The sequence below is a fragment of the Hymenobacter gelipurpurascens genome, from assembly GCF_900187375.1.
Taxonomy (GTDB): Bacteria; Bacteroidota; Bacteroidia; order Cytophagales; family Hymenobacteraceae; genus Hymenobacter; species Hymenobacter gelipurpurascens.
The window spans coordinates 387519-410956 of the sequence record NZ_FYEW01000001.1; the positions used below are offsets into that span (position 1 = coordinate 387519).

Genomic DNA, 23438 nt, shown 5'->3' on the forward strand with positions numbered 1-23438 from the left:
TACGGCCCGATTTTTTGGGGTGCGCGCTATTGTCGAGTACAGGAATATTCAGATATCCCTACTTTTAGCCGTCCATCACGCTACCAGCACCCGATATGAGCAGTATGATTCAGTTCGTGGCCAACCACGACGACCTTTCCACCGACAAAGGGTTTCAGTTCAAATTCTACTGCGACAAGTGCCGCAACGGCCATATGTCCAGATTTCAGCCGAACAGCATCGGTATTGCGGGCGAGCTGATGCGGGCCGCTGGCAGCCTGTTTGGCGGCAGCTTTTACGATGCCGGCAACGCGGCTTACCACGTGCAGCGCGCCATTGGCGGCAAAGCCCATGATGCAGCCCTGGACAAAGCCGTGCAGGAGGGCAAGCAGTACTTCAAGCAATGCACCCGCTGCGGCAGCTGGGTGTGCCCCGACGTGTGCTGGAACCACAGCGCTAGCCTCTGCGAAACCTGCGCCCCCGACGAGCAAGAGGAGTTAGCGTCCCAACAGCGCCAAGCCGCCAGCGAGCAAATCCGAACGAAAACGCGGGAGCAGGATTATACTAAAGAGCTTGATTTCCTCAATACCAGTGGCCTAGTGCAATGCCAGAGCTGCCAGACTAAGCTGGCACCCGGCCAGAAGTTTTGCCCCAACTGTGGCACGCCCAGCGTCGTGGCCCAAGCCAAGGAAAAATTCTGCGTGGGTTGCGGTAGTAGCATGAAGCCTGATCAGAAGTTCTGCGCTGATTGCGGGAGTAAGCAGTAGGCTGCTGTCAATGACAAAGCTAAGCTGCCTTTCTCTAGGCCTGTGTTTGACACTGCTAACCTCATCGGTCATGGGAAGTGAAAAGTGGTTCTATGTCGACAAGAATGGACAAAAAGTAAAGTAACTATGTGGCTTTAGCGTGTCGGCAGCATATAACATGGCCCCGGCTGCGTCAAGCAACTGGGGCCATGTTATATGCACTCAGCCAGTAGGTACTCCCGGTGGGCAATTGCCTTTTCCAGGGTCTACACTGCCTTTATTTAGTTGAAGCCAGGAAGGTATAGTATCTTATTTTGTATATATTTATCCTGATGGCCTTGCAAGCGCGACGGGCACGCTGAGGAGGAGTGCAGCGTCCTTAAAAACCGATTATACTTGATGACAGAAGGGATGAAGGAGAAGCGCTTTTCCAGGTATAGCAGGTATTGTGTAGTAATTCTGACCGTGGCTATTTGGGCGCTTTTGGCCTGGAGCCATTTCCATAGAGGGGTACCTAGTCACCATTTCCTGGCACAGAAAGAGATGCCTGCCATTTCCAATTGGTGGGGTGGGGTTTTGCTTCCATTGCTTACTTGGCTTCTATTGCACCGCGTGCAAAAGAAAGCCTTTCATAGGGGAAGCTCTTATTCCTTATTGCGCGTGGGTTATGGCTTTGCCGGCGCTTTGTTATTTGGCATTAGCATTTCCGTGCTGTTTACCCTCGGTATGCCTGATTTAGCAGGTAATTTGATGATAGCCCTATTCGTATTTGCCTTCTTCTTTCCGATTTATCGTTCTGAATGCCTGCTTGGGTTTGTGCTTGGGATGACGTTTACCTTTGGGGCCGTGCTGCCCACCCTAATAGGTGCTTTGTTAGGGCTAGTAGGCTTGGTGCTGCACGCCTATATCCGGCCTACCGTCTTGTATGTCGTTTCAAAACTTGCATTTCTACTCCGGTTAAGGAAGTACAAGCCTAAGCCATAACAAAGGAATCTGATGTGACTCAGGCCCTGCCTGAAAATCAAAATGGCCCCGGCTGCACTGAGCAACCGGGGCCATTTTGCTATCTGCTCAGCCAGTAATTACTTCCGACGAGCCATTACTTTCTCCACGGCCGCTACAATGGCGGTTTCGTTGAGCTTATACTTCTCCATCAGCTGGTCGGGCGTGCCCGATTCGCCGAAGGAGTCGTTTACGGCCACCATTTCCAGGGGCAGCGGCTCCTCACGGGCCAACAACTGTGCCACGGAGTCGCCTAGGCCACCGTTCATCTGATGCTCCTCGGCCGTTACTACGCAGCGCGTCTTGCGCGCCGATTCCAGAATCAGCTGGGCATCGAGGGGCTTGATGGTGTGAATGTTAATGATTTCGGCGTTGATGCCTTTCTCGGCCAGCAGCTTGCCGGCCAGAATGGCCTTCCACACCAGGTGGCCGGTAGCGAAAATGCTTACGTCGGTGCCTTCATTCAGAACAATGCCTTTGCCGATTTCAAACTCCTGATCGGCGGGAGTGAAGTTAGGCACTACCGGGCGGCCGAAGCGCAGGTATACGGGGCCTTCGTGGTCGGCAATGGCGATGGTAGCGGCTTTGGTCTGGTTGTAGTCGCAGGGGTTGATAACGGTCATGTGGGGCAGCATCTTCATCATCCCGATGTCTTCCAAAATCTGGTGCGTGGCGCCGTCTTCACCCAGCGTGAGGCCCGCGTGGGATGCGCAGATCTTCACGTTCTTGTTGGAATACGCAATGCTCTGCCGAATCTGGTCGTAGACGCGGCCCGTGCTGAAGTTGGCGAAGGTGCCCGTGAACGGAATCTTACCCCCGATGGTCAGGCCCGCGGCCAGGCCCATCATGTTGGCCTCAGCAATGCCCACCTGGAAAAACCGCTCGGGGTTGTCCTTGATGAAGGCATCCATCTTGAGCGAGCCAATCAGGTCGGCGCACAGGGCTACTACGTTGGGGTTGGTTTTGCCCAGCTCCTGCAGGCCCGCGCCAAAGCCGCTGCGGGTGTCTTTCGATTCGGTGTAGGGGAAGTCTTTCATGCTATTGGTAGGTTGGGAGTGTGTCGTTTTGTTTTATCCGTCATGCTGAGCGCAGCCGAAGCATCTTGTGTACTGAATAGACTACTATCAAAATTGAATCTTGTCACGCTGACAATAGCCTCTTCCGCCACCGCTCATGCAGCTTTCATATTTTTTTCTTCCGATGATACTAGTATAGATTGTATCGCTACCCGAAATAACCATTCGAACCCTAGGTGCATCAGAATTGATTATTTCTGCTGTTTTATCAGCCTTATGACATTTCGGACAGATAAAGTGCCCGAATAGACTCTTTCTCAAGGTGAGTGGAAATGAGAACCTTGCCTCTGTACTATTCGCTGCTACGGAACCTATATATAAAGTGTCAGTACCGATACCCTGATGCAAGAACAGATCGGCAGGGGCGTCCAGAGTAGGTAAGGTATACTCGTCTTGCATGCCTGCCTGACCGCTAAAGCGTTGCTTAGTTATGGAATTTACCGCCCATAATTCATGGTGCCCAACTCGATGCGGGGAGGAAAAAGTAACCTTGACTATGAGGCCAGACTTTGCACTAATTGCTGCACTGGCCAGCATTACGATAAGGAAAAGCCACATCTTCCTCATTTCCCGAAAATGCTGACCGAGCTGGTTTGACTCGGCCGGATGGTGAAGTTGCGGACATCGGTAAATTGGCTGCCGGTAGCCGTTTTCGTGCGGAACACGAGGCGGTAGGCCCCCGGCTGCATCGGCAGGTTTACCTTGCTGCTGCCGCCATCGGGCAGGTTGTGCACCCACGTCTGCGACTCATCATTGTTGAGCCGGTAGATGCTGCCATAGCCTTTCAAATCCGTCACGATGTTCAGGATGCCGGGCGTTTCATACGTCACACTCGTTTCCTGCCCCTGCTTCACCGTGATGCGCTTCGTCTGCCGGGGCAGCGTCAGTAGCTCCACCTCATAGTCGCCGGCCAGTAGCTTTTGCCGACTCCCGAAGGGCAGGGCTACTACCGTGGCGGCGTTGCCGCGGGCCCGCACTACTGCTTGCACCGTGCCGTAGGGGTTAGGGGAGATATTCGGGTTTTGGAGCCAGAGCGTGCCTTGGGGTGTTTTGTAGGCCAGTACATTAGCCTTGCCGGCCCGGATGGGCAGATTTTGCTGCCGTACCGGGGGCACAGTATTAATCACAAGGTCGTAGCTCTGCAGGGCGTCGATGCTGAGCACATCGGGCTTGCCCTGGGCGTCGCGGTAGTGGATGTAGTTGTATTCCGGCTGCTCCGTGATGTTGTTGATGAACGTCATGTTCACGTTCGACTCCACGGGGCGGCCGGCTTCATCCGTCAGGTTCACGGCCACGGTGGTTTTGGCCAGCGTTTGGGCTACTACATCATTGAGGATGTTGCGGAAGGTCTTCACATCGGCCGCGTTGTAGTACTGGCCTAGGCACTCCAGCTGTCGGCCAAAGTCCCGCTCGGCGCCAATCCCAATCACAAAGGGCTTCAGAAACACGTGCTTCCGCTGCAGTGCTACGGCCGTAGCACACGGGTCGCCCTTGCACGATTCCAGCCCATCGGTAATCAAAATCAACACGTTGCGCGCCGATTTATCCGCCGGAAAGTCGGCGGCCGACTGGAGCAGAGAGTATGTGATGGGCGTGTTGCCTTTGGGCGCAATGGCTTTGAGCTTCGCCTTGATGGCCGAAGCGTTTTTAGGCGCAAAAGCCACTTCCAGCCGCGAGTCTTCGCAGTTGTTCTCTGATTTATCGTGCAAGTGCCCATACACCCGCAAGCCCAGTTCCAGGTTTGGGTAGGCATTGAGCGAATCGACCATTTTAGCCAGCAGGCTCTTGGCCACGTCCATGCGCGGGCGCCCTTCCCAGGGGGCCAGCATAGAACCCGACGCATCCAGCAGAAACAGGATGCGTGTGGTGCGTGGTTGCGCAGGCGGCACGTTTTGGGCACGACTGGGTATTGCCAGCCAAACCAAGGCTAGCAATACCCAGTAGCGTACCCAAAACATGCGTTTTCTCATGCTATTCTACTTGCGCAGTTTGATTAGATGGGCTAGTGGGGGCTTCTCTTTTTACAAAAATCCCCATCAAGGCAATAATCAAAACAACTGACCCTATGAGGGTTAGTGATTTAGTTTTGTTTGACTTGTTAAGAGTCGCATATGCAAGTCCTAGTGCCACAACCGCTGCTCCGATAGCAGCGCATAGGCTAGCCACATCTCCAAAAGAGTCTCGGATAGCCATAGGAATAGATACTATCCAAAGGGTCATTATGACACCTTTGTAAGTCTGAGGCTCAAAAAGCTGTTTCATGACTTTTATTGCCTGCTAGTAGTCGCCGGCTTCTTCTACCATCAGCTGCTGCAGTGCTTTCTCCAGCTGCTCATCGTTCGGAGCTACGCCGTGCCACTTGTGCGAGCCCATCATGAAGTCAACGCCGAAGCCCATTTGCGTGTCCATTAGCACCATAATCGGCTGCCCCTGGCCTAGCAACGACTGGGCTTCTTCGAGAGTGGGGAGGAGCTTTTCGAGGTCGTTGCCGTCGGTTTCCAGCACGCGCCAGTTGAAGGCTTCGAACTTGGCGCGCAGGTCGCCTAGGCCACCAATCTTTTCGGTGGGGCCGTCAATCTGCTGGCCGTTGCGGTCAACGAAGGCAATGAGGTTATCTACTTTGTGGTGCGGCGCGTACATGGCCGCTTCCCACACCTGGCCTTCTTCCAGCTCGCCGTCACCCATGAGCACGAACACGTTGCGGTCGTCGCCGTTGAGCTTTTTAGCCTGCGCCGCGCCCACAGCCACGCTCAGCCCCTGGCCTAGCGAGCCCGAAGCCACCCGGATACCGGGCAGATGCTCGTGGGTAGCGGGGTGGCCCTGCAAGCGCGAGTTCAGCTTACGGAACGTAGCTAGCTCACTCACTGGGAAGTAGCCCGAGCGGGCCAGCACGGAGTAAAATACGGGCGAGATGTGACCGTTCGAGAGGAAGAAAAGGTCCTGGCCTACGCCGTTCATATCGAAGGGCTGGGGCGTATGCTTCATTACCTTGAAGTACAGGGCCACCAGCAAATCGGTGCAGCCCAGCGAGCCGCCGGGGTGGCCGGAGTTTACGGCGTGCACCATGCGCACGATGTCGCGCCGCACCTGGGCAGCAATCTGTTTCAATTCGGCCACCGACTTGGTGGCGGTAGGCGTGTGCGTTTCAGCAGAAGCGGCGAAAGACGAGTCCTGGGCCATACGAGTTATTGGAGTTTGATGGGGTGACAAAGGTAGGAAGTGGGGGTACAAAAAAGCCCCGCCGAAACGGGCGGGGCTCTTGATATTACAATATTACAGCAGCTGCGCCGCGTGATTCTTGGTATCGACTTTCGTGATGACTTTTTCGATCAGGCCCTGCTCATCAATCAGGAAGGTATAGCGCATGGTACCCATGTACTTGCGGCCATACATAGATTTCTCCTGCCACACGCCGTAGGCCTCTACCAACTGCTTGTCCTCGTCAATGAGCAGCGGAAACGGCAGCTCATACTTAGTGGCAAACTTCTGGTGCGACTTCTCGCCATCGATGCTCACGCCCAGCACCTGGATGCCGGCGCTCAGCAGGCTCTGGTAGTTGTCGCGGAGGTTGCAGGCCTGGGCCGTGCAGCCGCTGGTGTCGTCTTTGGGGTAGAAGTAGAGAGCCACTTTGCGGCCGGCGTAGTCGGCGAGGCGGTGGGTGGTGCCGTTCTGGTCTTTTGCTTCGAAGGCCGGAGCCTGGTCGCCAACTTGAGGTAGAGCCATTGCGCAGTTGTTTGCGCGAAGGTAGAACGGAAATCCGGAAGGTATAGCGCAAACTTTATACTCTTCTAGGCCACCTCATATGTCCCTGCATGAGTAGCCGGCTTTGCGCCATCACCCGCTATGGCTTCCCGGCCATCGGCTGCGGAGTATAGATCAGGTTATCAACCGGGAAGCCCAAGTTGCGGGCGTGGGCCACCAGTCGGTCCCGGATGCTGCGGTCGAGGTGAGGCTTGCGGCTGAGTATCCAGAGATTTTTGCGGCTTGGCTCACCTACCAGCGCATACTGGTAGTCGGCGTAATCGAGGTCCAGCACCCAATAGTCGCCGGTGAAAGGCCAGAAGAAGCTCACTTTGAGCTTGGCGTTGGTTTCATCCACGGGGTAGGCTGTGCCTTTGGCCGTTTCTACCGGGCCTTCTAACCCTTCTTTATGGCAGGTGTTGAGCACGTCTACTTTGCCATCGGGCCGCATTTTGTACGTGGCCGTTACGTGCTGGCAGCCTTTCTCATAGCGGGTTGGCAGGCGAGCTACCTCGTACCACAACCCCCGGTATTTGTGCAGATCAACGTGCGCCACAGTGGGCAGGTAGGGGTGCGTTTTGCGGCGCGCGTAGGTGTAGGCTGCCACACCGGTGGCTACCGTAGCAGCAAGGGCCGTGAAAAGAGTCGGGCGGCGGCGTTTGAGTAGATTGGCCATAGTGTGGAAGCTGGTAATGAATAGATAGGGGCTGTACGCGCCGGGCTGGTCTACGGATACAGGCGCGGGTGGCGGTAGGTGGCCTAGAGATCCTGAAAATATGGAAATGCCTATCTTTCACCTACTCGCGTACTATCTATTTCATCGGGCTAGCTCAGCAGTTGGCCGCAACCATCGGAATCGTTATGGAAAAGCATCTCACGGGTAAAACAGCGCTGGTGACGGGGGCCGGCTCCGGAATTGGCAAAGCCATTGCGCTCCTCTATGCGCAACTGGGAGCCAGCGTGATGGTATCGGATATCGACGAAGCGAAGGGGCGGCAGGTAGCACAAGAAATAACTCAGTCGGGCGGACAGGCCCGGTTCTACCGCACCGATGTCAGCGACCCAGCCCAGTGCGAGGCGCTGGTGCAGGAAACCATAGCGGCTTTCGGCCAGCTGGATATGGCCTGCAACAACGCAGGCATTGGCGGCGAGTTGAACCCCGTAGGCGAGTACAGCCTGGAAGGATGGAAGAAGGTAATTGACATCAACCTGAACAGCGTATTCTTCTGCCTCAAGTATGAGCTGGCGGTTATGAAGACCGGTGGCAGTATTATCAATATGGCGTCTATTCTAGGCCAGGTAGGCACTCCGCACTCGGCGGCCTATGTAGCGGCAAAGCACGGCGTAGTGGGTCTCACGCAGGCTGCTGCTCTAGAATATGCGCCCCAAGGCATCCGCATCAATGCGGTTGGGCCAGCCTACATCGATACACCGTTGCTTGGCGGACTGCCTCCTGAGCAGAAGCAGCAATTGGTGGCTTTGCACCCCCTCGGCCGCTTAGGTCGCTCGGAGGAGGTAGCAGAACTCGTCATTTGGCTCAGCTCCGATAAAGCATCGTTCGTAACGGGCTCCTATTACCCTGTAGATGGCGGCTACCTAGCCAGGTAGCGGCTGGGTAAGAGCGACTAGGAATAAAAGAAGGCCGACCTCCTAACGAGGTCGGCCTTCTTTTTTTGGCTTCCTAAGTGGCCTACAGCGTGAAGCTGAGGGTTTTTTCGTTGCCTGCTTGGTCGGTAATGTGCAGGGTGGCGGGGCCGCGCAAGGCGGGGCCAAGCTTGTCGTCGCGCTCCGTGAACAGCGTGGAGTTTTTGTGCTCAAACCGAAGCAACCGGAACTGTCCGTTCACCTCTAGCTTATAGCTGGCCAAGCCCGAAAGGTCGTCGCCGACTTTGAATACAAGGCCTGCCGCGCCCTTGCTGATCAGGCGGGCAGAGGGCGCAATGGTATCCGTGAGAATGCGGAACTGGCCGAAGGTTTTGATGTTGGCCGAGATGGTGTTGCCGTCCCATTTGCCGCCTACGTAGGCCTTGCCACCTTTGGCAGTTACGCCATAAATAGCCGAGCGCACCTTGTCGGTCACTTCCGTTTCGGGCTTGAGCGTGAGACGCAATGTTTCGTAGAGCGGCGTGCGGGGCATATGCACCGTCCAGAGGCCAGCCTTGTAGCTCGTCTGGACATAGAGCGTGTCGAAAAGCGTTTTGGGCTTGAAACCCAGGTTCATGGTGGCGGTGGCAAAGCTGAAGTCTTGGCCCGAAGGAATCAGCGCTTGCCGATCAAACAGTTTGGTGATGCTGCCAAACTGCATGGAGTCGGGCCGGCCGGCGCGAAGATCGTAGAGGTACACGTTCTGGCTTTGCTGGGTGTAGCTGGGCTTGAGCGTAAGGCGACGGTCACCCTTGTACAGCGTCAGGTTGCCGCCCACGGCGGCCGTGTCTGGGTCAGCCACGGTGGCTACCAGGAGGTTGCGGCTCACATCGTAGCGCAGGGCTGGCGTTTTCACGGCCGCCGAGCGAGTTTTGGTGTAGGCCGGTTGCTGGCCGCGCAGCACAAAACGCAAGGGCGTCATGTTGCCGTAGGAGTCCGCCATCCTGACTTCCACGTTGTAGAGTTTGCCATCCTCCACACGTAGTCGGCCTTTCGAGGGGCCAGTGGTATAGATGCTCAGGTCGTTGCCGTCGTCCACGAAGAGCTTTTCCATGAGACGGCCGTTCATAAAGCGCCACTCATAATCGGTGTGGCGGTTGATCTGGCGGGCACCCTCCGGAAACGGAATGTCATCGACAACGTGCGAGTACAGCGGTTGCCCATTCACGAGCACATCCACTTTCTGGAAGCCGTACTTGTTCCAGACCACATCAAACCGATCAAAGCCCTGCAGCAACAGGCCAACGGTGCCATAGCCCGGTATCGTATCGGCCCACACGTAACCGCCGCCGTTGGGCAGTGCCGCGCCCTTCGGCACAAAAACCTGCTTGCCAAATTTGCCTTCTACGCGAGCATCAATGCTGAGCGGCTCTACGGCAAACGCCTGTAGAATTGGCGCCACATGGTCCTGGATTTCCGGGAAGCCGCCCCACTGCAGCGGGTTCAGCTGGTGGTCTTGGGCGGTGCGTACCTCCCAGTGCACGTGCGGGCCCGCCGAGCCACCCGTGTTACCGGATAAGGCCACCACTTCGCCGCGCTTTACCGGAAACTGGTCGGGCTTGAAAAACAGCTCCAGCTCGTAGGTCTGCTTCTCATACTGCTGGCGCCGCAGCTCCTCCGCTACCGGCCCCCGGAAGTGGTTTAGGTGGCCGTAAACAGTCGTCAGGCCGTTGGGGTGTGTGATGTAGAGCACGTTGCCGTAGCCAAAGCTGCTCTGCTTCAGGCGCGACACGTAGCCATCGGCCGAGGCATACACTGGCAAATCTACGCGGCCATCGGTCTTGATATCGAGGCCGCCGTGGAAGTGGTTGGGGCGTAGCTCGCCCATACTGGCGGCCAAGTAGTTGGGCTGGCCAGGCTTGATGGGGAACAGAAAATAGCCCTTTGGTACTGCCGGAACGGCATCGGGCGGAGTAGTGGAGGCCGGTTTCGGCTTGGCCGAAGAATCAGGCTCCTGGCCGCCGCAGGAAACGGGCTGGAGGCCTAGCAGGAGCAGGAAAGGCAATGTCAGGCTCAGTAGCCGCGGCTGAGCCTTGAAAAAAGTATGCAGCATTCAGGAAAGGAAATCAGCAACAAAAAAGCAGCGGTGTCGCCACAACAAGGCGGCCTGCCATTATCGTGCCTTCTGGTAAAATGGGCAGCCCATGAGAAGCCCGTGTTTGGAAGCTCTAGGCCAGGGAAAATCTCACACAAAGCCCTTCGTGCAGCTTAATGCACAATGAGCTTGTGTGAGGAAAGTAGATACACTGGCCTAGGGCCGATTACTTCACGGCCAGATCCAGCAGCTTTTCGTTTTCGAGGTAGCCGGTGAGCTGGTCGCCTACTTTCACCTGGCCTACGCCGCTGGGCGTGCCGGTAAATATCAGGTCGCCCATTTTCAGGGTGATGAATTGGGAGATGTAGCTGATGATTTTGTTGAAATCATGGAGCATCAGGCCCGAGTTGCCCTGCTGGCGCACTTCGCCGTTCACTTCCAGCCGAAAGTTGATGTTCTTCAGATCCGGAAAATCAGCCACGGGCTTAAATTCCTGGGAAATAGGAGCGGAGCCATCGAAGCCTTTGGCCAGCTCCCAGGGCAAACCTTTGCTCTTCAGCTTGCTTTGCAGGTCGCGGGCCGTGAAATCAATGCCTAGGCCTATGGCGTCGAAATAGGTAGGCGCAAACTTCTCCTCGATGTTCTTGCCGTTTTTGCAGATGCGCAGCACCAGCTCAATCTCGTGGTGAATATCCTGAGAGAAATCGGGGATGAAGAAGGGCTGGTTGCGCTGCAGCAGCGCGGTATCGGGCTTGGCAAAAATGACGGGGGCGTCGGGCGTTTCGTTTTGGAGTTCGGCAATATGTTCGGCGTAGTTGCGGCCGATGCAGAGGATTTTCATGCTCAGGTAGTTGAAGGAATAACGGCGGTTCGGCTTTACGCAAAAGCCATGCACCAGGGCAAACGGCAAGGAGTGTGGCCAAAAATAACGTTTAATTCGCTGGCCAGCTACCTAAAAAAACCGGGCGCTAGGCCTATTGAATCGGGCAGTAAACATTTTGCCTACCGCCGCACGTATAGCAACGGGCCAGCTTCAGCACGCTTACAAAAGCGCCGGGGTTGGCGCCCGCCGTTCTAGTTTCATCCTCTCTCTTCCTCCCTTTCCTATGCTCAAGAAGATTGCCTTAGCCAGTTGCCTGTTTATGGCCGCCGCCTGCTCCACTGTTCCTATCACGGGCCGCCGCCAGCTTAGCCTGGTTTCTGATGCGGAGATGAACACCATGGCCGCCACCGAATACCAGAAAGTCCTGGCGTCCAGCCGGCTCTCCACCAACTCTACTCAAACGGCTATGGTGCGCCGCGTAGGCCAGCGCATTCAGCAAGCCGTAGAAATGTATTTCCGCCAGCAAAACCAGCAGGCCCAGCTGGATGGCTACGCCTGGGAGTTTAACCTCATTGAAGACAAGCAGCAGAATGCCTGGTGCATGCCTGGCGGCAAGGTAGCCGTGTATACCGGCATTCTGCCCATCACGCAGGATGAAACCGGCCTGGCCGTAGTAATGGGCCACGAAATTGCGCACGCCGTAGCCAAGCACAGCTCGGAGCGCATGAGCCAGCAAATGGCTGCGCAGGGGCTGGGCTCGGTAGCTTCCGCTGCTGTAGGCCAGACGCCTTCTGCCACGCAAAACGTGTTCTTGCAGGCGGTGGGAGTAGGTTCTTCGCTAGGCCTCTTGAAATACGGGCGCAGCCAGGAATCGGAAGCCGACCACTTGGGGCTTATCTTTATGGCCATGGCGGGCTACAACCCCGATGATGCTGTCGCGTTCTGGCAGCGCATGGAGTCGCAGGCCAGTTCCGGTGGCACCCCCGAGTTTCTTTCTACTCACCCCTCCAGCGGCACGCGCATCGCGGATATCCAGCGTGAGCTGCCCCAAGCCCGTACGTTCTATAAGGGCCGCTAAGTCCTACCCGTTTATCTGTACCTGATGAAATATTTTCTGCGCTCCCTGCTTTCGCCGCTGACAATCAGTGGATTATTAGCCCTGGGTGGCCTAGCTGCCTGCGAAACCACCAAGCGCGGCTTTCCGGAAGTAAGCTCGCCCACCGCCTCCGACGACACTGATAGTGATGCGGCGCGGCGCCGGAAAATGGAAGCGGTCAGCAAGCAGGTAGGGGAGGTAAGCGAAGGCAAGATGCGCTACATTGTACCGCGCGAGCAATTGGCGGCCGCCTTCACCCGGCAGTTCGGAGATGGCACCGTGATAGACAAAACCATGATCCGGAAGGTGCAGGAAACATCCAAGGACAAGGCTGTCTATTACCTCGTCGGGATAGGCCTACGCAACGGTATGTACCGGGCTATGGCTATTCCGCTGCAGTCTTCTACTGATAACAGCCTCTATCTCAACACAGGAGCAGATCGGTATATCATTGCCGGGGTCGGCTGCACATTCTGCTTTTTCAGCTTTGAGAACAACGAGATTGTGGGCACAACCTGCGAGGAAAACACCGGCGGCAGCCGCTGCGACCTACGCGTAGAAACCGACAATACCCTACTGGTGGGCCGCTAGTCATGCTAAGCCGCAAATGGATTCTGCGCCTCTCGCTCACGGCCCTGGCCCTGCTCGTCACCACGGACCGGCGCCGGCCTAGGCCACTCCCCGAGAAGCCCACAGGCAAAAAGCCCAAAGACGAATAATGCTCACAGAAAAGGCCCGCCATTTGGCGGGCCTTTTCTGTGAGCATGTAGTGTGTAAGCAGTTAAGGCCTCTGTGATGATGAAGCATGACTGGCTTCTAGGCCACTCAGCGCTGGTGCTAGATCATGTTTTCCTCTACCATCTCCACAAACCGCAGAATGCGGGAGAACAGCAGATCGGGGTTTACTTTTTCCAGCGGGTGAGACGTGTTCATGATGATTTCGAACAAGGCCCGCGGCATGAAATCGGTGTAGTGGCGCGAGGGGTCTACGCCCGCTACTTTATCCAGCTCGCCTACCAGCACCTGCACCGGAACTTCTAACTCGGAAAGCTTCTCGGGCGTGAGCACCGGCGAGTCGCCGAGGCCACGCAGGAGCTGCGCCGTATTGCTCAGTACGTCCGCCACCGGGGTGGGCGCGTGTAGCTGCTCCAGCTGCTGCACATACTGCGGAATCTTGTCCTGCATAACTTCCAGATTGAGCATGTGCGTCTCAGAGGAAGCGGTAGTAGGAGTCCAGTTGAACTTGGTCCCCAGCGTAGTAATGCTACGGAAGCGCTCCGGGGCCTTCAGGGCGGCAGCCAAGGCAGCATACCCGCCCATGCTGTACCCAAACACGTGCACGGCCGCTAAGCCATGCGCATCCAGAAACCAAATGACCTCTGCGGCGCAGTGCTGCATGGTGGGGCCAGCCGGACCAAGTGGCCTACCGCCGTGGCCGCTGAACGTGAACGTATGCACGGCGAAAAAGGCCGATAGCTCGCGGGCCAGCGGTTTCAGCTGGGCCTCGGTGGCCAGGGCGCCGTGCAGTAAAAGGATGGGCGGCTTCATTTGGTTACTTCGGTGGCTAGCTGGTTCAGATCCAGGCCATCAAATGTGCCCGAAGACATCATCAACAGATTAGTGCCCTTCCAGTTTTCGGCGTGCAGGAATTCCGCCAGTTTTTTGCTGTCCGTGAATACCTGCAGATCGGGGCGCTTGAAGGCCTGCTGCACCGCCTCAGTGGGCAAAGCAGGCAGGCGCTTGTGTTCCAGCACCTGCGGGTTGAAATACACCACGGCCACGTCGGGCGCATCAAACGTGTGGGCGTACTGGGGCAGAAAGGCTGGGTTCAGGGAGCTGAACGTGTGCAGCTCCAGGCAGGCTACCAGCTTGCGTTGCGGGTATTGCTTCTTGAAAGCGGCGGCCGTGGCCTTCAGCTTGCTCGGCGCGTGTGCAAAGTCCTTGTACACAATGGAATCCTGGCCTTCGCGCACCAGCTCCAGACGGCGGGCAGCGCCTTTAAAGGATCCCAATGCTTCGTAAAAATCCTTGCCCTTGATGCCGAGGCATTTGCAGACTTCCTTGGCCGCCGAGATATTGCGCAGGTTGTGCTCTCCGAACACCTGCACGGGCACTTCTTCGTCCTTCTTATTGAGCAGGAAGGTTTTGCCGTTCCGGATGACGTGCTCATGCGGGCCGTAGCCGATGTACTTCACGTCGGGGTTGGAGGGCACCGTTACCAGCTGTACCTGCTCGTCGTCGCGGTCATAGATCAGGGTGCCGGCCTTAGGCGTCATGTCGGCAAAGATCTTGAACTGCTCGCGGTAGAATTCCTCGGTCGGGAACACATTGATGTGGTCCCAGCTGATGCCGGAAATCACGCCAATGTGGTGCTGATACAAGTGGAACTTGGGCCGGCGGTCGATAGGCGAGGAAAGGTATTCATCCCCCTCAATAATGATGATGGGCGCATCATCCGAAAGCTGCACCATCAGATCGAAGCCTTCCAGTTGGGCTCCTACGGCGTAGTCGAACTTGCGGCCGTGGTAGCGCAGCACGTGCAGAATCAGGGAGGTGATGCTGGTTTTGCCGTGCGATCCACCAATCACGATACGCTGCTTGTCTTTCGAGGCTTCATAAATAAACTCCGGAAACGAGTACACGCGTAGGCCTAGCTCCTGAGCCTTGAGCAGTTCGGGGTTATCGGGGCGAGCGTGCATGCCCACAATCACGGCGTCGAGGTCGGCGGTTACTTTCTCCGGAAACCAGCCTTCCTCTGCGGGTAATAGGCCAGCCGCCGCCAGCCGACTTTTGGCCGGCTCAAATATTTCGTCATCGGAGCCCGTGACGTGGGCGCCGCGCCGGTGCAGGGCCAGGGCCAGATTATGCATGATGCTTCCCCCGGTGGCAATCAGGTGAAGACGTTGGAGCGAAGAAGAAGGCGAATCGGCCATGTAACAAAACAGGGATAATGGGGACGCAAAGGTAAGGGGCGGGGCGGCATTGCGCGCGACCGGGCCTCCCGACTGGCCTAGGATCCTCAGGGAAAAGAAACCTTTCGGGTCCTCTGCGGATTGTAGACCTCACCCGTTAGCTTTGTATCCCTTTGCGAAAAATTCGGGCCCCGGAAGCGAGAAACTCACCTGCTCGAATCCAAAAACGACCGAACCTGCTTACCTTGTAGTGCTACCCTATTGATGAATGACCGGATGGATGACCGCCTAAAACTATCGGCCTCGCGGGCCAAAGCCGCCTGGAATACCCGCCCCGCGGTGGTTCCGATGGGCGGTGCCTCAGGCAAGCTGCCCCCGCAGGCCCTGGAGCTGGAAGCCGCCGTATTGGGCGCTTTGATGCTCGAAAAGGATGCCCTGACCACGGTTATTGACATTCTGAAGGCCCAGAGCTTCTACAAAGACGGCCACCAGCGCATCTTCAAGGCCATCCTGAATCTGTTTGATAAGTCGGAGCCGATTGATATTCTGACGGTCACGCACGAGCTGCGCGAGATGGGCGAGCTGGAAGCGGCGGGCGGCGCGCACTACGTAGCCAACCTCACTTTCAAGGTAAACTCGGCGGCCAACATCGAGTACCACGCCCGTATCATCACCGAAAACGCTATCAAGCGCGAGCTGATCCGCATTGCCAGTGACATTCAGCGCGACGCGTTTGAGGATACCACTGACGTATTCAACCTGCTCGACAGCACCGAGCAGTCGTTGTTTGAAGTATCGGAATCCAACATCCGCAAGAACTTCGACGACATGCGCAGCCTGATGGGCAAGGCCATCAAGGAACTCGAAGAAAAGAAAAATCAGAAGGATGGCCTCACCGGCGTACCGTCCGGCTTCTCGGCCCTCGACCGCGTAACTAGCGGCTGGCAACCATCTGACTTGGTGATTATTGCAGCTAGGCCAGGTATGGGCAAAACTGCTTTCGTGGTTTCGGCCATGCGCAACGCGGCAGTGGAGTTCAAGAAGCCGGTAGCCATCTTCTCGCTGGAAATGTCCTCGCTGCAGCTCGTGAATCGTCTGATTTCGGCGGAAGCAGAGCTGGACTCGGAGAAAATCAAAAAGGGCAATCTGGCCGACTATGAATGGGCCCAGCTGAACCACAAGATTTCGGCGCTGTCGTCGGCCCCGATTTATATTGACGATACCCCCGGCCTCAGCATCCGGGAACTGCGCACCAAGTGCCGCCGCCTCAAGGCCCACCACGATATTCAGATGATTATCATCGACTATCTGCAGCTGATGACGGGCAACACCGACGGCAAGGGCAGCGGTAACCGTGAACAGGAAATTGCCTCGATTTCGCGGGCGCTCAAAGGCATTGCCAAAGAACTGAACGTGCCCGTGCTGGCCCTGTCGCAGCTCTCGCGTTCGGTGGAAACCCGCGGCGGCGATAAGAAGCCGCAGCTGAGTGACCTTCGCGAATCGGGCTCTATCGAGCAGGACGCTGACATGGTGGTGTTCCTGTACCGTCCAGAGTACTACAAGATTACCGAAGACGAAATGGGCAACCCGACGCAGGGCACCGGCGAGGTTATCATTGCCAAGCACCGAAACGGCTCCCTGGAAACCGTGCAGCTCAAGTTCATCGGTAAGTTCACCAAGTTCGCTGACCTCGATGGGGCCGGTGGCTTCGGCGACGCGGGAGGCTTCAACACCGGCGCTTTCCCGACCAGCACCTTCGACGATGATGCTTCGGCTTTTGCCCCGAACACCATTCGGCTGGGCTCCCGTATCAACAACGACGGCCCGCCGCCTGCGCAACCCTTCCCGCGCAGCAATTTCGATGACGGTCCACCGCCGTTTTAACCTACCCTACAGACATAGCAAAAGAGCCAGACGTCGTCGTATGGCTCTTTTTTTTGTTCTAGGCCACTTCCTCTCAGCTCAATGATCCAGCCACGCCTTGAACTCCGCTACCCGCTCCCGGCTGATGATAACTTCGGTAAACGGGGCCGGCTGCAGCAGTACCCGCAGGCGGCTGCCCGAGTGAGTGCGGATATCTTTCACGGCGGCCAGGCTCACCAGGTACTTGCGGTTGAGCCGGAAAAACTGGCTGGGGTCGAGCAGGGTTTCCAGCTGCTCCAGCGTATAGTCGACGAGGAAGCGGCGCTGGTCTAGGCCTATCAGGTACACAAACTTGCCATCGGCGCAGAAGCAGGCAATTTCCTCGGTTGTCTTGAACTGAATCCGGTCGTTGCAGCGGGCCAGGAAACGGGTTTTGTATGGCTTCTGAAACTGATGAAATACGGTGGCCAGTTGGCGCAGGCTTACCTCAGAGGGCGGCGCATACTCGGTGGTTAGGCGGCGGAGCTTGTCGAGGGCGCGGTGCAGATCGGGGTAGGCAATGGGCTTAAGCAGGTAGTCGATGCTGGTGACCTGGAAAGCCTGTAGCGCGTATTGGTCGTAAGCAGTGGTGAAGATGATGGGACAGTGGATGCTTACCTTCGGAAAAATATCAAAGCAAAGACCGTCAGCCAGTTGTACATCCAGGAGGGTGAGGTGAGGCGGCGGGTTGCCGGCAAACCACTGCACGGCATCTTCTACCGAATCGAGGCGCTCTACTACCCGAATGCCGGGGTCGTAGCGGGCTAGCAGGGCTACCAGGCCATCGGCCGCAACGGCTTCATCTTCAATGAGCACTACATCCATAACGGCGTTAAGGTGTAAGGTGAAGCAAAGGCAGCCGCACCGTAAAGCTGCTGTCAGACTGCTCTACTTCAACGGGCTGCGTACTTACAAAACCGTAGCGCCGCCGAATGTTTTCGAGCCCCAGATTAGTGGAGGCGGCTACGGGGGGCTTGGGCTGCCGGGTATTCCGTACCACCAGCTGCCGCTGATCGGGGGAAGCAAATACCTCAATCAGCAGGGGGCGGTTGCGGGAGCTGATGTTGTGCTTCAGGGCGTTTTCGAGGAGCATTTGCAGCGCTATCGGCACGGTATAGCGGCAGCGCAGGGCATCAGGCACCGAGATATTAATGCGGAGGCTTTCCCGGAAGCGCGCCCGCAGCAGGTAAGCATACGACTCCATAAACTCCAGCTCGGCGCCCACTTCCACCAGCTCTTTTTCCTGGTTCTGTAGCACGTAGCGGTACACTTTGGAGAGCTGCTGCAGAAACTCGGCGGCCTGATTTACATCCTGATAGAGCAGGGCCGAAAGCACGTTGAGGTTGTTGAACAGGAAGTGCGGATTTACCTGGTCTTTGAGGCTCTGAAACTGCGCCTGCAGGCTGATTTTCTTGAATTGCTCGGCCTCTACCTGGCTTTGACGCAGCTCCCGCAAAAAGTAGAAAGCCGCGTTTATCGTGTTCAGAAACAGATTAATGCGAAAGCCAACACCCAGCATGAGCTTCATGCCCAGCTGAAGCTTTTGCGGCGGCAGGTACAGCTCATAGTGGCCTAGCAGCAGCGCCGGCCCGCCTACCACCACCAGCGTAAGGGGCAGACTCAGCAGGAAAGTCAGCAGCAGCGGATGAATGCCCGGGCCGGTAAAGCGAAGGAGCTTAGGCAGAAATTTGTCAATCAGGCGGTTGCCTTCCCAGATCAGGATGGCGCTCAGCAGAAACAGGCCTAGCACATACCCATTCGCCACGGGCAATCCATAAAAGGGCAGGGCTTCCATCAGCAGCACGTTCACAAACGTGTAGGCCCCCAGCCCCAGCATGTACACGAAGCGCAGTCGGATAGAAAACAGCATAGGCGGAAACGAGGACCAGAAAACGCGGGAAAGCGGCCACCAACTCTCCGTTCAGCAACAGCCCCATCACCCGCCTGTAGGCCAGTAATGGGGCTGCAACAGGCGCTGCAAAGGTGGCCTACGGTAGCAGCACCCGATCTATCACATGTATGACACCGTTGGAGGCCAGAATGTTGGCCGTCGTGACGTTGGCGTTGTTGGTGCCGTTGCCATTGCCGCGTACCGTTACGCTGCTGCCGTTCACGCCAACTGTTACGGGGCCGCCGAGCGTGGTAACGGGGCCACTGGCCAGGTCAGAAGAGAAGGCGCGGCTGCCCACAATGTGAAGCTGCAGCACCGCTACCAGCGTGGCATCGGGCACTTGGCTGAGGCTGGTGAGATTCAGTTGGGTCAGCAGGGCCTGGAAAGCGGCATCAGTGGGGGCGAAAACCGTCAGGTTAGAACTAGGGTTAGCGGCCGCCGTAAGCAGCGCGGCGGCGGCGGGGCGCTGCAGCGCCTGGAGCAGCAGTGTAAACTGAGCCGGCGAAGCGGCAGCACTAGCCACCACGATATCAGAAATTTTGCCGGTAGGGGGCATCAGCACTCTATCAATGGCGTGAATAATGCCGTTGCTGGCCGCTACATCGGCCGTCACGACGCTGGTGGAGCCGTTGAGCCGGACAGTGGTGCCGGTTTTGGAAACGTACACCGTGTTATCATTGACGCCGGAAGCCGAGGCGGGTTTCTGAGTGAGTTGGGCACTGGCCCCGCTGGGGAAATCGGCGGCCGCTACGCGTCCGGCCAGTACATGGTAGAGCAAAATGTTGCGCAGCGTGGCAATCTGCGGGTCGCCGGCCGGAATGGCGTTGATGCTGGCGGCCGAGTTGAAGGGGGCGCCTAGCTGGGCAAACGCCGCGTTGGTGGGCGCCAGCACCGTAAATGGGCCGGTACCACTGAGCGTAGCCGCCAGATCAGCCTTCGTGACGGCTGCCACCAGAATGGAGAAGTCGGGGTTGCTCTGGGCCACCTGCACAATGTTCTGCTGCGTGTCGGCGGGCATCGTATCGTCGTCGTCATCGCAGCTGCTGGCTGCAAACCCAAGCAAGGCAATCAGCAGAAAGGAGAGTCGGCGCCACAGGGGCAGGAGGGCAGAAATGGGGTAAGACATAAGCCGTTAGCCATTAAGGGTGAAAAAAGAAACGTAGTCCCTTCTCGAACCGGCCCTGGCCAAACCGGATTTACTGTTGAGTATCAATTGACAAAAAAGAGGAGCGAGCCGCTGAAAAACCGGAGTGAAGCGTAATGCCAGGCTGCCTCTGGTGGGCACCCAAATCCGGCACCGCTACCAGTTTCAAGACCTGAGTTGCCCATCCAATGCATATAGAATTTGTTTGGGACGCGGTTGATGGCGGGCTGGCGTGGGCTGCTAGGCCAGTAGCAGCGCTTGGTATTGCCCAAAGCCTCTATATTTGAAGCCATAACCCGGTGATGGGGTACCACCATAAACCGCCGAAGCTCCAGGGCTTTGCGCTGATGACTCCTGCGTTGCCCACGACCTCGTGTCCGCGGAGCGTGGTTTTTGTTGGCTTTTACCTCCCTGCCTGTGGCTTCTCGCCTCTCTTCGCTGTTTCGCTTTTTCCGGTCTTCTGAGGCGGTTGAGCAAAGCACTCTGCTCTTCTTTCTGGTGCGCTGGCTGCTGATTTGTGCAGGTGTAGGCCTGCTCGTTGGCTCGGCTTCGGCCTTTTTCCTGCTCTCCCTGGATTGGGTGACGCAGTGGCGCGAGGCCAACCCCTGGGTTATCTGGCTGCTGCCAGCGGGCGGTTTCCTGATCGGGGCCAGCTACCACTACCTCGGCCAGAGCGTGGTGAAGGGCAACAACCTTCTCCTTGACGAGATTCATCAGCCTCGCAACGTCATCCCGCTGCGCATGGCGCCGCTGGTACTATTTGGGACGCTGGCCACGCACCTCTTCGGGGGCTCGGCGGGCCGTGAGGGTACGGCCGTGCAAATGGGTGGCACCCTTGCCGACCAGCTCACGCAGTGGCTGAAACTGCGCCCCCGCGACCGAAAAATCCTGCTCATAGCGGGCATCAGTGCTGGCTTTGCGTCGGTCTTCGGGACGCCGGTGGCCGGGGCCGTATTTGGGCTGGAAGTGTTCCTGATTGGCACCATCCGCTACGATGCCATCGTGCCGAGCTTCCTGGCCGCTATCAGCGCCGATCTGGTCACGCGGGCCTGGGGCGTAGGCCACACGCACTACCCGCAGCTGGAGGTGCCACCCGTCACGGTGCAGGGGTTGCTGCTCACGCTGGGCGTTGGAGTATTGTTTGGGCTTGTGGCGCGCAGCTTTGCCACCCTCACGCATGCTATTGCCCAGCAGTTCAGGCGCATCAACTACCCGCCGCTGCGGCCCGTGGTGGGTGGGGTGCTGGTGGCGCTGGCCGTAGCCGCACTGGGTACTACCAAGTATATTGGGCTGGGCGTGCCTACCATTGTGGCCGCGTTTCAGGCGCCGCTGCCGCCTCAGGATTTTCTGCTGAAGCTCCTGCTCACGGCCATCACGCTGGGCTGTGGCTTCAAGGGTGGCGAGGTAACGCCCCTATTTTTTATCGGGGCGGCGCTGGGCTCGGCGCTGGCGTTGGTACTGCCGCTGCCTGTGGCGCTACTGGCCGGCATGGGCTTCGTGGCAGTGTTTGCGGGCGCCGCCAATACGCCCTTGGCCTGCACCCTGATGGGGGTGGAGCTGTTTGGTTCGCAGGGCGGTGTGTATCTGGGAATGGCTTGCGTAGTGGCCTACCTGTTCTCGGGGCACACGGGCATCTACTCCGCACAGGTCATCGGCCATGCCAAACACCTGCGCTACGGCCGGGAGCAGGGCAGGTTGCTGGGCGAAATTCCAGCTCACCGCCAGAGCACCACGGAAAAACCGGAGTCAGCTGATTGAATAGGGCTCTTTCGCCTGGCCTCTTGATAAAGAGACGTTCCAATTTGCATCCTGGCTTCGCGTAGGCCACATACTTATTGGTTACAGCGTTTATGGGTTCTCCTAGCGTTGACCCCACCCCAACCCACCCTAGGCCAGTTATTCGGGTACTGAGTAATTGTTCTCGCCGCCAGCCTAGTGGCCTAGGAAAGATTGGTGTTATTTGCACATACCATGCTGGCTGCCCTTCGCACGTACTTCCACGATAAGCTTCCGCTGTCAGAAACGCAGCTAGAGGAAATTGAGCGTCTGCTCACGCCCCGGCAGCTCCGGAAACAGGAAGTGCTGGCGCGGCAAGGCGAAGTGGCCCGTTACGGCGCTTTCGTGGTGTCGGGTTGCCTGCGCAGCTACGTTACCGATGAGCGTCAGAAGGAGCACATTCTGCAGTTTGCGCCCGAAAACTGGTGGATTTCCGATCAGCACAGTCTGACGCGCCACCAGCCCGCGCTGTTTTCCATCGATGCCCTGGAAGACTCCGAAGTCCTGCTGTTTGGGGACGAGTTTTACACCCATTTCCAGACGCTAGGTCCCGAGTTTCAGGCGTTCTTCTACCAACTGCTGCAAAACAGCCTAGTAGCCATGCAGCGCCGCCTGATTGGCGTGCTCAGTGTGCCGGCCGAAGCGCGCTATCAGGAGTTTCTGCTGCTCTATCCTACGCTGGCCCAACGGCTCCCCCAGCGGCACATTGCCGCCTACCTGGGCATCACGCCGGAATCCTTGAGCCGCATCAGGGGTGAGCGGGCAAGAGGTTAATTGTTGCCTGATTGTCAGGGGACTAGGAGAGATATCTGTAAGCGGAGTCCGCGAATTAAGCGGCGGGAGATAGGGAAAAGGGCATAGCCGCCCGTGAGATGATGGACTGGTTGTATCCCTGGCCTAGGCCACTTTTTTGCTCAGGCAAGAAACTCGAAATTTAGAATGATTATGTATAAGTGCTTAAATGACTGATAGTTAGTCTGTAGCTATCGGGCATGGCCTTATATAGGATTTTAGGCAGGATAAATACGCCAAAAGAAGAACACGAGAGTAAGGATCGGCGTAAGGTAACTGACGTGCTTGCCAACCAGCGCACGAGCCTCCTGCCTTTCCACTCCTCACACTTTTCTAGTTCTTTCTATGCTACAGAAACCGACAACTGCTTCTGCTGAGGCGGTGGCCGCGCCGCCACCTATAGGTACTGTTCGCCTCACCATCAACGGGCAGCAGCGCGAGCTACACATTGCGCCCTGGACCACCTTACTCGACGCTCTGCGCGAATACCTCGACCTCACGGGCACCAAAAAAGGCTGCGACCATGGCCAGTGCGGTGCCTGCACGGTGCTGGTAGATGGCAAGCGCATCAACAGCTGCCTTACGCTGGCCGTGATGCAGGAGGGCTCCGAAATCACGACCATTGAAGGCCTGGGAACCGAAGAGAAACTGCACCCGCTGCAGCAAGCCTTCATCGACCACGACGCCTTCCAGTGCGGCTATTGCACGCCGGGCCAGATCTGCTCGGCTCAGGGCCTCATCAACGAAGGCAAAGCCCACACCGAAGACGAAATCCGGGAGTACATGAGCGGCAACCTGTGTCGCTGCGGGGCCTACGTTGGCATTCTGGCCGCCGTGAAGGAAGTGGTAGACGCATCGTCAAGGGCGAAGTTGTGAAAG

Annotated in this window: 23 protein-coding genes and 1 riboswitch; of the genes, 10 read left to right on the forward strand and 13 right to left on the reverse strand. The window is 57.3% G+C overall.

Annotation, left to right across the window (positions count from 1 at the left end):
- The first annotated feature begins 95 nt into the window (after nucleotides 1–95).
- Nucleotides 96–746 (forward strand): zinc ribbon domain-containing protein, encoded by a 651-nt coding sequence (locus CFT68_RS01670; protein WP_088841692.1) that lies wholly within the window; start codon nucleotides 96–98, stop codon nucleotides 744–746.
- A gap of 522 nt (nucleotides 747–1268) precedes the next feature.
- On the forward strand, nucleotides 1269–1709 hold the full coding sequence (locus CFT68_RS01675) for a hypothetical protein (RefSeq protein WP_141106399.1): 441 nt from the start codon (nucleotides 1269–1271) through the stop codon (nucleotides 1707–1709).
- Nucleotides 1710–1807: 98 nt separating this feature from the next.
- Here CFT68_RS01675 and CFT68_RS01680 read toward each other — a convergent pair whose 3' ends face one another.
- From CFT68_RS01680 to CFT68_RS01710, 6 genes are all read right to left on the reverse strand, one after another.
- Nucleotides 1808–2764 (reverse strand): transketolase family protein, encoded by a 957-nt coding sequence (locus tag CFT68_RS01680; RefSeq protein WP_088841694.1) that lies wholly within the window; start codon nucleotides 2762–2764, stop codon nucleotides 1808–1810.
- 602 nt (nucleotides 2765–3366) lie between these two features.
- Nucleotides 3367–4773 carry a vWA domain-containing protein gene (locus tag CFT68_RS01690; RefSeq protein ID WP_088841696.1) on the reverse strand — a complete coding sequence of 469 codons (1407 nt, stop codon included), beginning with the start codon at nucleotides 4771–4773 and terminating at the stop codon, nucleotides 3367–3369.
- Between the two features lies 1 nt (nucleotide 4774).
- Entirely contained in the window at nucleotides 4775–5065 is a 291-nt protein-coding gene (locus tag CFT68_RS01695; RefSeq protein WP_088841697.1) for a hypothetical protein, read from the reverse strand.
- Between the two features lie 15 nt (nucleotides 5066–5080).
- Nucleotides 5081–5983, reverse strand: a complete 903-nt coding sequence (locus CFT68_RS01700; RefSeq protein ID WP_088841698.1) for a transketolase — start codon at nucleotides 5981–5983, stop codon at nucleotides 5081–5083.
- Nucleotides 5984–6076: 93 nt separating this feature from the next.
- Nucleotides 6077–6526: a thioredoxin-dependent thiol peroxidase gene (bcp, locus tag CFT68_RS01705; protein ID WP_088841699.1), complete on the reverse strand. Its 450-nt coding sequence runs from the start codon at nucleotides 6524–6526 to the stop codon at nucleotides 6077–6079.
- 118 nt (nucleotides 6527–6644) lie between these two features.
- Nucleotides 6645–7220 carry a lipocalin family protein gene (locus CFT68_RS01710; RefSeq protein WP_088841700.1) on the reverse strand — a complete coding sequence of 192 codons (576 nt, stop codon included), beginning with the start codon at nucleotides 7218–7220 and terminating at the stop codon, nucleotides 6645–6647.
- 185 nt (nucleotides 7221–7405) lie between these two features.
- On the opposite strand from CFT68_RS01710, the gene CFT68_RS01715 reads away from it, so the two are divergent.
- Nucleotides 7406–8152 carry an SDR family NAD(P)-dependent oxidoreductase gene (locus tag CFT68_RS01715; protein ID WP_088843635.1) on the forward strand — a complete coding sequence of 249 codons (747 nt, stop codon included), beginning with the start codon at nucleotides 7406–7408 and terminating at the stop codon, nucleotides 8150–8152.
- Nucleotides 8153–8234: 82 nt separating this feature from the next.
- On the opposite strand, the gene CFT68_RS01720 is transcribed toward CFT68_RS01715, so the two are convergent.
- Together CFT68_RS01720 and CFT68_RS01725 are read right to left on the reverse strand one after the other, a co-directional pair.
- Nucleotides 8235–10241, reverse strand: coding sequence for a M23 family metallopeptidase (locus CFT68_RS01720; RefSeq protein ID WP_088841701.1), 2007 nt, complete (start codon nucleotides 10239–10241; stop codon nucleotides 8235–8237).
- 208 nt (nucleotides 10242–10449) lie between these two features.
- Complete coding sequence (locus tag CFT68_RS01725; RefSeq protein ID WP_088843636.1) at nucleotides 10450–11064, reverse strand: fumarylacetoacetate hydrolase family protein; 615 nt, start codon at nucleotides 11062–11064, stop codon at nucleotides 10450–10452.
- A gap of 265 nt (nucleotides 11065–11329) precedes the next feature.
- Here CFT68_RS01725 and CFT68_RS01730 point away from each other — a divergent pair, with 265 nt between their 5' ends.
- From CFT68_RS01730 to CFT68_RS22230, 3 genes are read left to right on the forward strand one after another with little or no spacing between them, the layout of a single operon-like run.
- Nucleotides 11330–12124 carry a M48 family metallopeptidase gene (locus tag CFT68_RS01730; protein ID WP_088841702.1) on the forward strand — a complete coding sequence of 265 codons (795 nt, stop codon included), beginning with the start codon at nucleotides 11330–11332 and terminating at the stop codon, nucleotides 12122–12124.
- Between the two features lie 24 nt (nucleotides 12125–12148).
- On the forward strand, nucleotides 12149–12733 hold the full coding sequence (locus tag CFT68_RS01735) for a hypothetical protein (protein WP_088841703.1): 585 nt from the start codon (nucleotides 12149–12151) through the stop codon (nucleotides 12731–12733).
- Between the two features lie 2 nt (nucleotides 12734–12735).
- Nucleotides 12736–12861 carry a hypothetical protein gene (locus tag CFT68_RS22230; protein ID WP_262490701.1) on the forward strand — a complete coding sequence of 42 codons (126 nt, stop codon included), beginning with the start codon at nucleotides 12736–12738 and terminating at the stop codon, nucleotides 12859–12861.
- Between the two features lie 118 nt (nucleotides 12862–12979).
- Here the strand turns inward: CFT68_RS22230 and CFT68_RS01740 are convergent, their stop codons facing one another.
- Both CFT68_RS01740 and CFT68_RS01745 read right to left on the reverse strand, forming a co-directional pair.
- A complete protein-coding gene (locus CFT68_RS01740) occupies nucleotides 12980–13690 on the reverse strand; it encodes an alpha/beta fold hydrolase (protein ID WP_088841704.1) in 711 nt (236 codons plus the stop codon).
- Nucleotides 13687–15075, reverse strand: a complete 1389-nt coding sequence (locus tag CFT68_RS01745; RefSeq protein ID WP_088841705.1) for a UDP-N-acetylmuramate--L-alanine ligase — start codon at nucleotides 15073–15075, stop codon at nucleotides 13687–13689. The genes CFT68_RS01740 and CFT68_RS01745 overlap by 4 nt, the downstream gene beginning before the upstream one ends.
- 327 nt (nucleotides 15076–15402) lie before the next feature.
- Here CFT68_RS01745 and dnaB point away from each other — a divergent pair, with 327 nt between their 5' ends.
- Nucleotides 15403–16938 (forward strand): replicative DNA helicase, encoded by a 1536-nt coding sequence (gene dnaB, locus CFT68_RS01750; protein ID WP_245815357.1) that lies wholly within the window; start codon nucleotides 15403–15405, stop codon nucleotides 16936–16938.
- Nucleotides 16939–17016: 78 nt separating this feature from the next.
- Here dnaB and CFT68_RS01755 read toward each other — a convergent pair whose 3' ends face one another.
- The 3 genes from CFT68_RS01755 to CFT68_RS01765 form a co-directional block, all read right to left on the reverse strand.
- Nucleotides 17017–17781, reverse strand: a complete 765-nt coding sequence (locus tag CFT68_RS01755) for a LytR/AlgR family response regulator transcription factor (RefSeq protein ID WP_088841707.1) — start codon at nucleotides 17779–17781, stop codon at nucleotides 17017–17019.
- A 7-nt stretch (nucleotides 17782–17788) separates the two neighbouring features.
- Nucleotides 17789–18826 (reverse strand): sensor histidine kinase, encoded by a 1038-nt coding sequence (locus tag CFT68_RS01760; RefSeq protein WP_088841708.1) that lies wholly within the window; start codon nucleotides 18824–18826, stop codon nucleotides 17789–17791.
- 118 nt (nucleotides 18827–18944) lie between these two features.
- Nucleotides 18945–19973 carry a fasciclin domain-containing protein gene (locus tag CFT68_RS01765; RefSeq protein ID WP_088841709.1) on the reverse strand — a complete coding sequence of 343 codons (1029 nt, stop codon included), beginning with the start codon at nucleotides 19971–19973 and terminating at the stop codon, nucleotides 18945–18947.
- A 307-nt stretch (nucleotides 19974–20280) separates the two neighbouring features.
- A riboswitch (Fluoride riboswitch) is annotated at nucleotides 20281–20355 on the forward strand.
- A 53-nt stretch (nucleotides 20356–20408) separates the two neighbouring features.
- On the opposite strand from CFT68_RS01765, the gene CFT68_RS01770 reads away from it, so the two are divergent.
- From CFT68_RS01770 to CFT68_RS01780, 3 genes are all read left to right on the forward strand, one after another.
- Nucleotides 20409–21749 carry a voltage-gated chloride channel family protein gene (locus CFT68_RS01770; protein ID WP_317044093.1) on the forward strand — a complete coding sequence of 447 codons (1341 nt, stop codon included), beginning with the start codon at nucleotides 20409–20411 and terminating at the stop codon, nucleotides 21747–21749.
- Nucleotides 21750–21962: 213 nt separating this feature from the next.
- The gene (locus tag CFT68_RS01775) at nucleotides 21963–22541 is read left to right on the forward strand and encodes a Crp/Fnr family transcriptional regulator (RefSeq protein ID WP_088841710.1); all 579 of its coding nucleotides are present in this window, start codon (nucleotides 21963–21965) and stop codon (nucleotides 22539–22541) included.
- Nucleotides 22542–22904: 363 nt separating this feature from the next.
- Complete coding sequence (locus CFT68_RS01780) at nucleotides 22905–23435, forward strand: (2Fe-2S)-binding protein (protein ID WP_088841711.1); 531 nt, start codon at nucleotides 22905–22907, stop codon at nucleotides 23433–23435.
- Nucleotides 23436–23438: the final 3 nt, after the last annotated feature.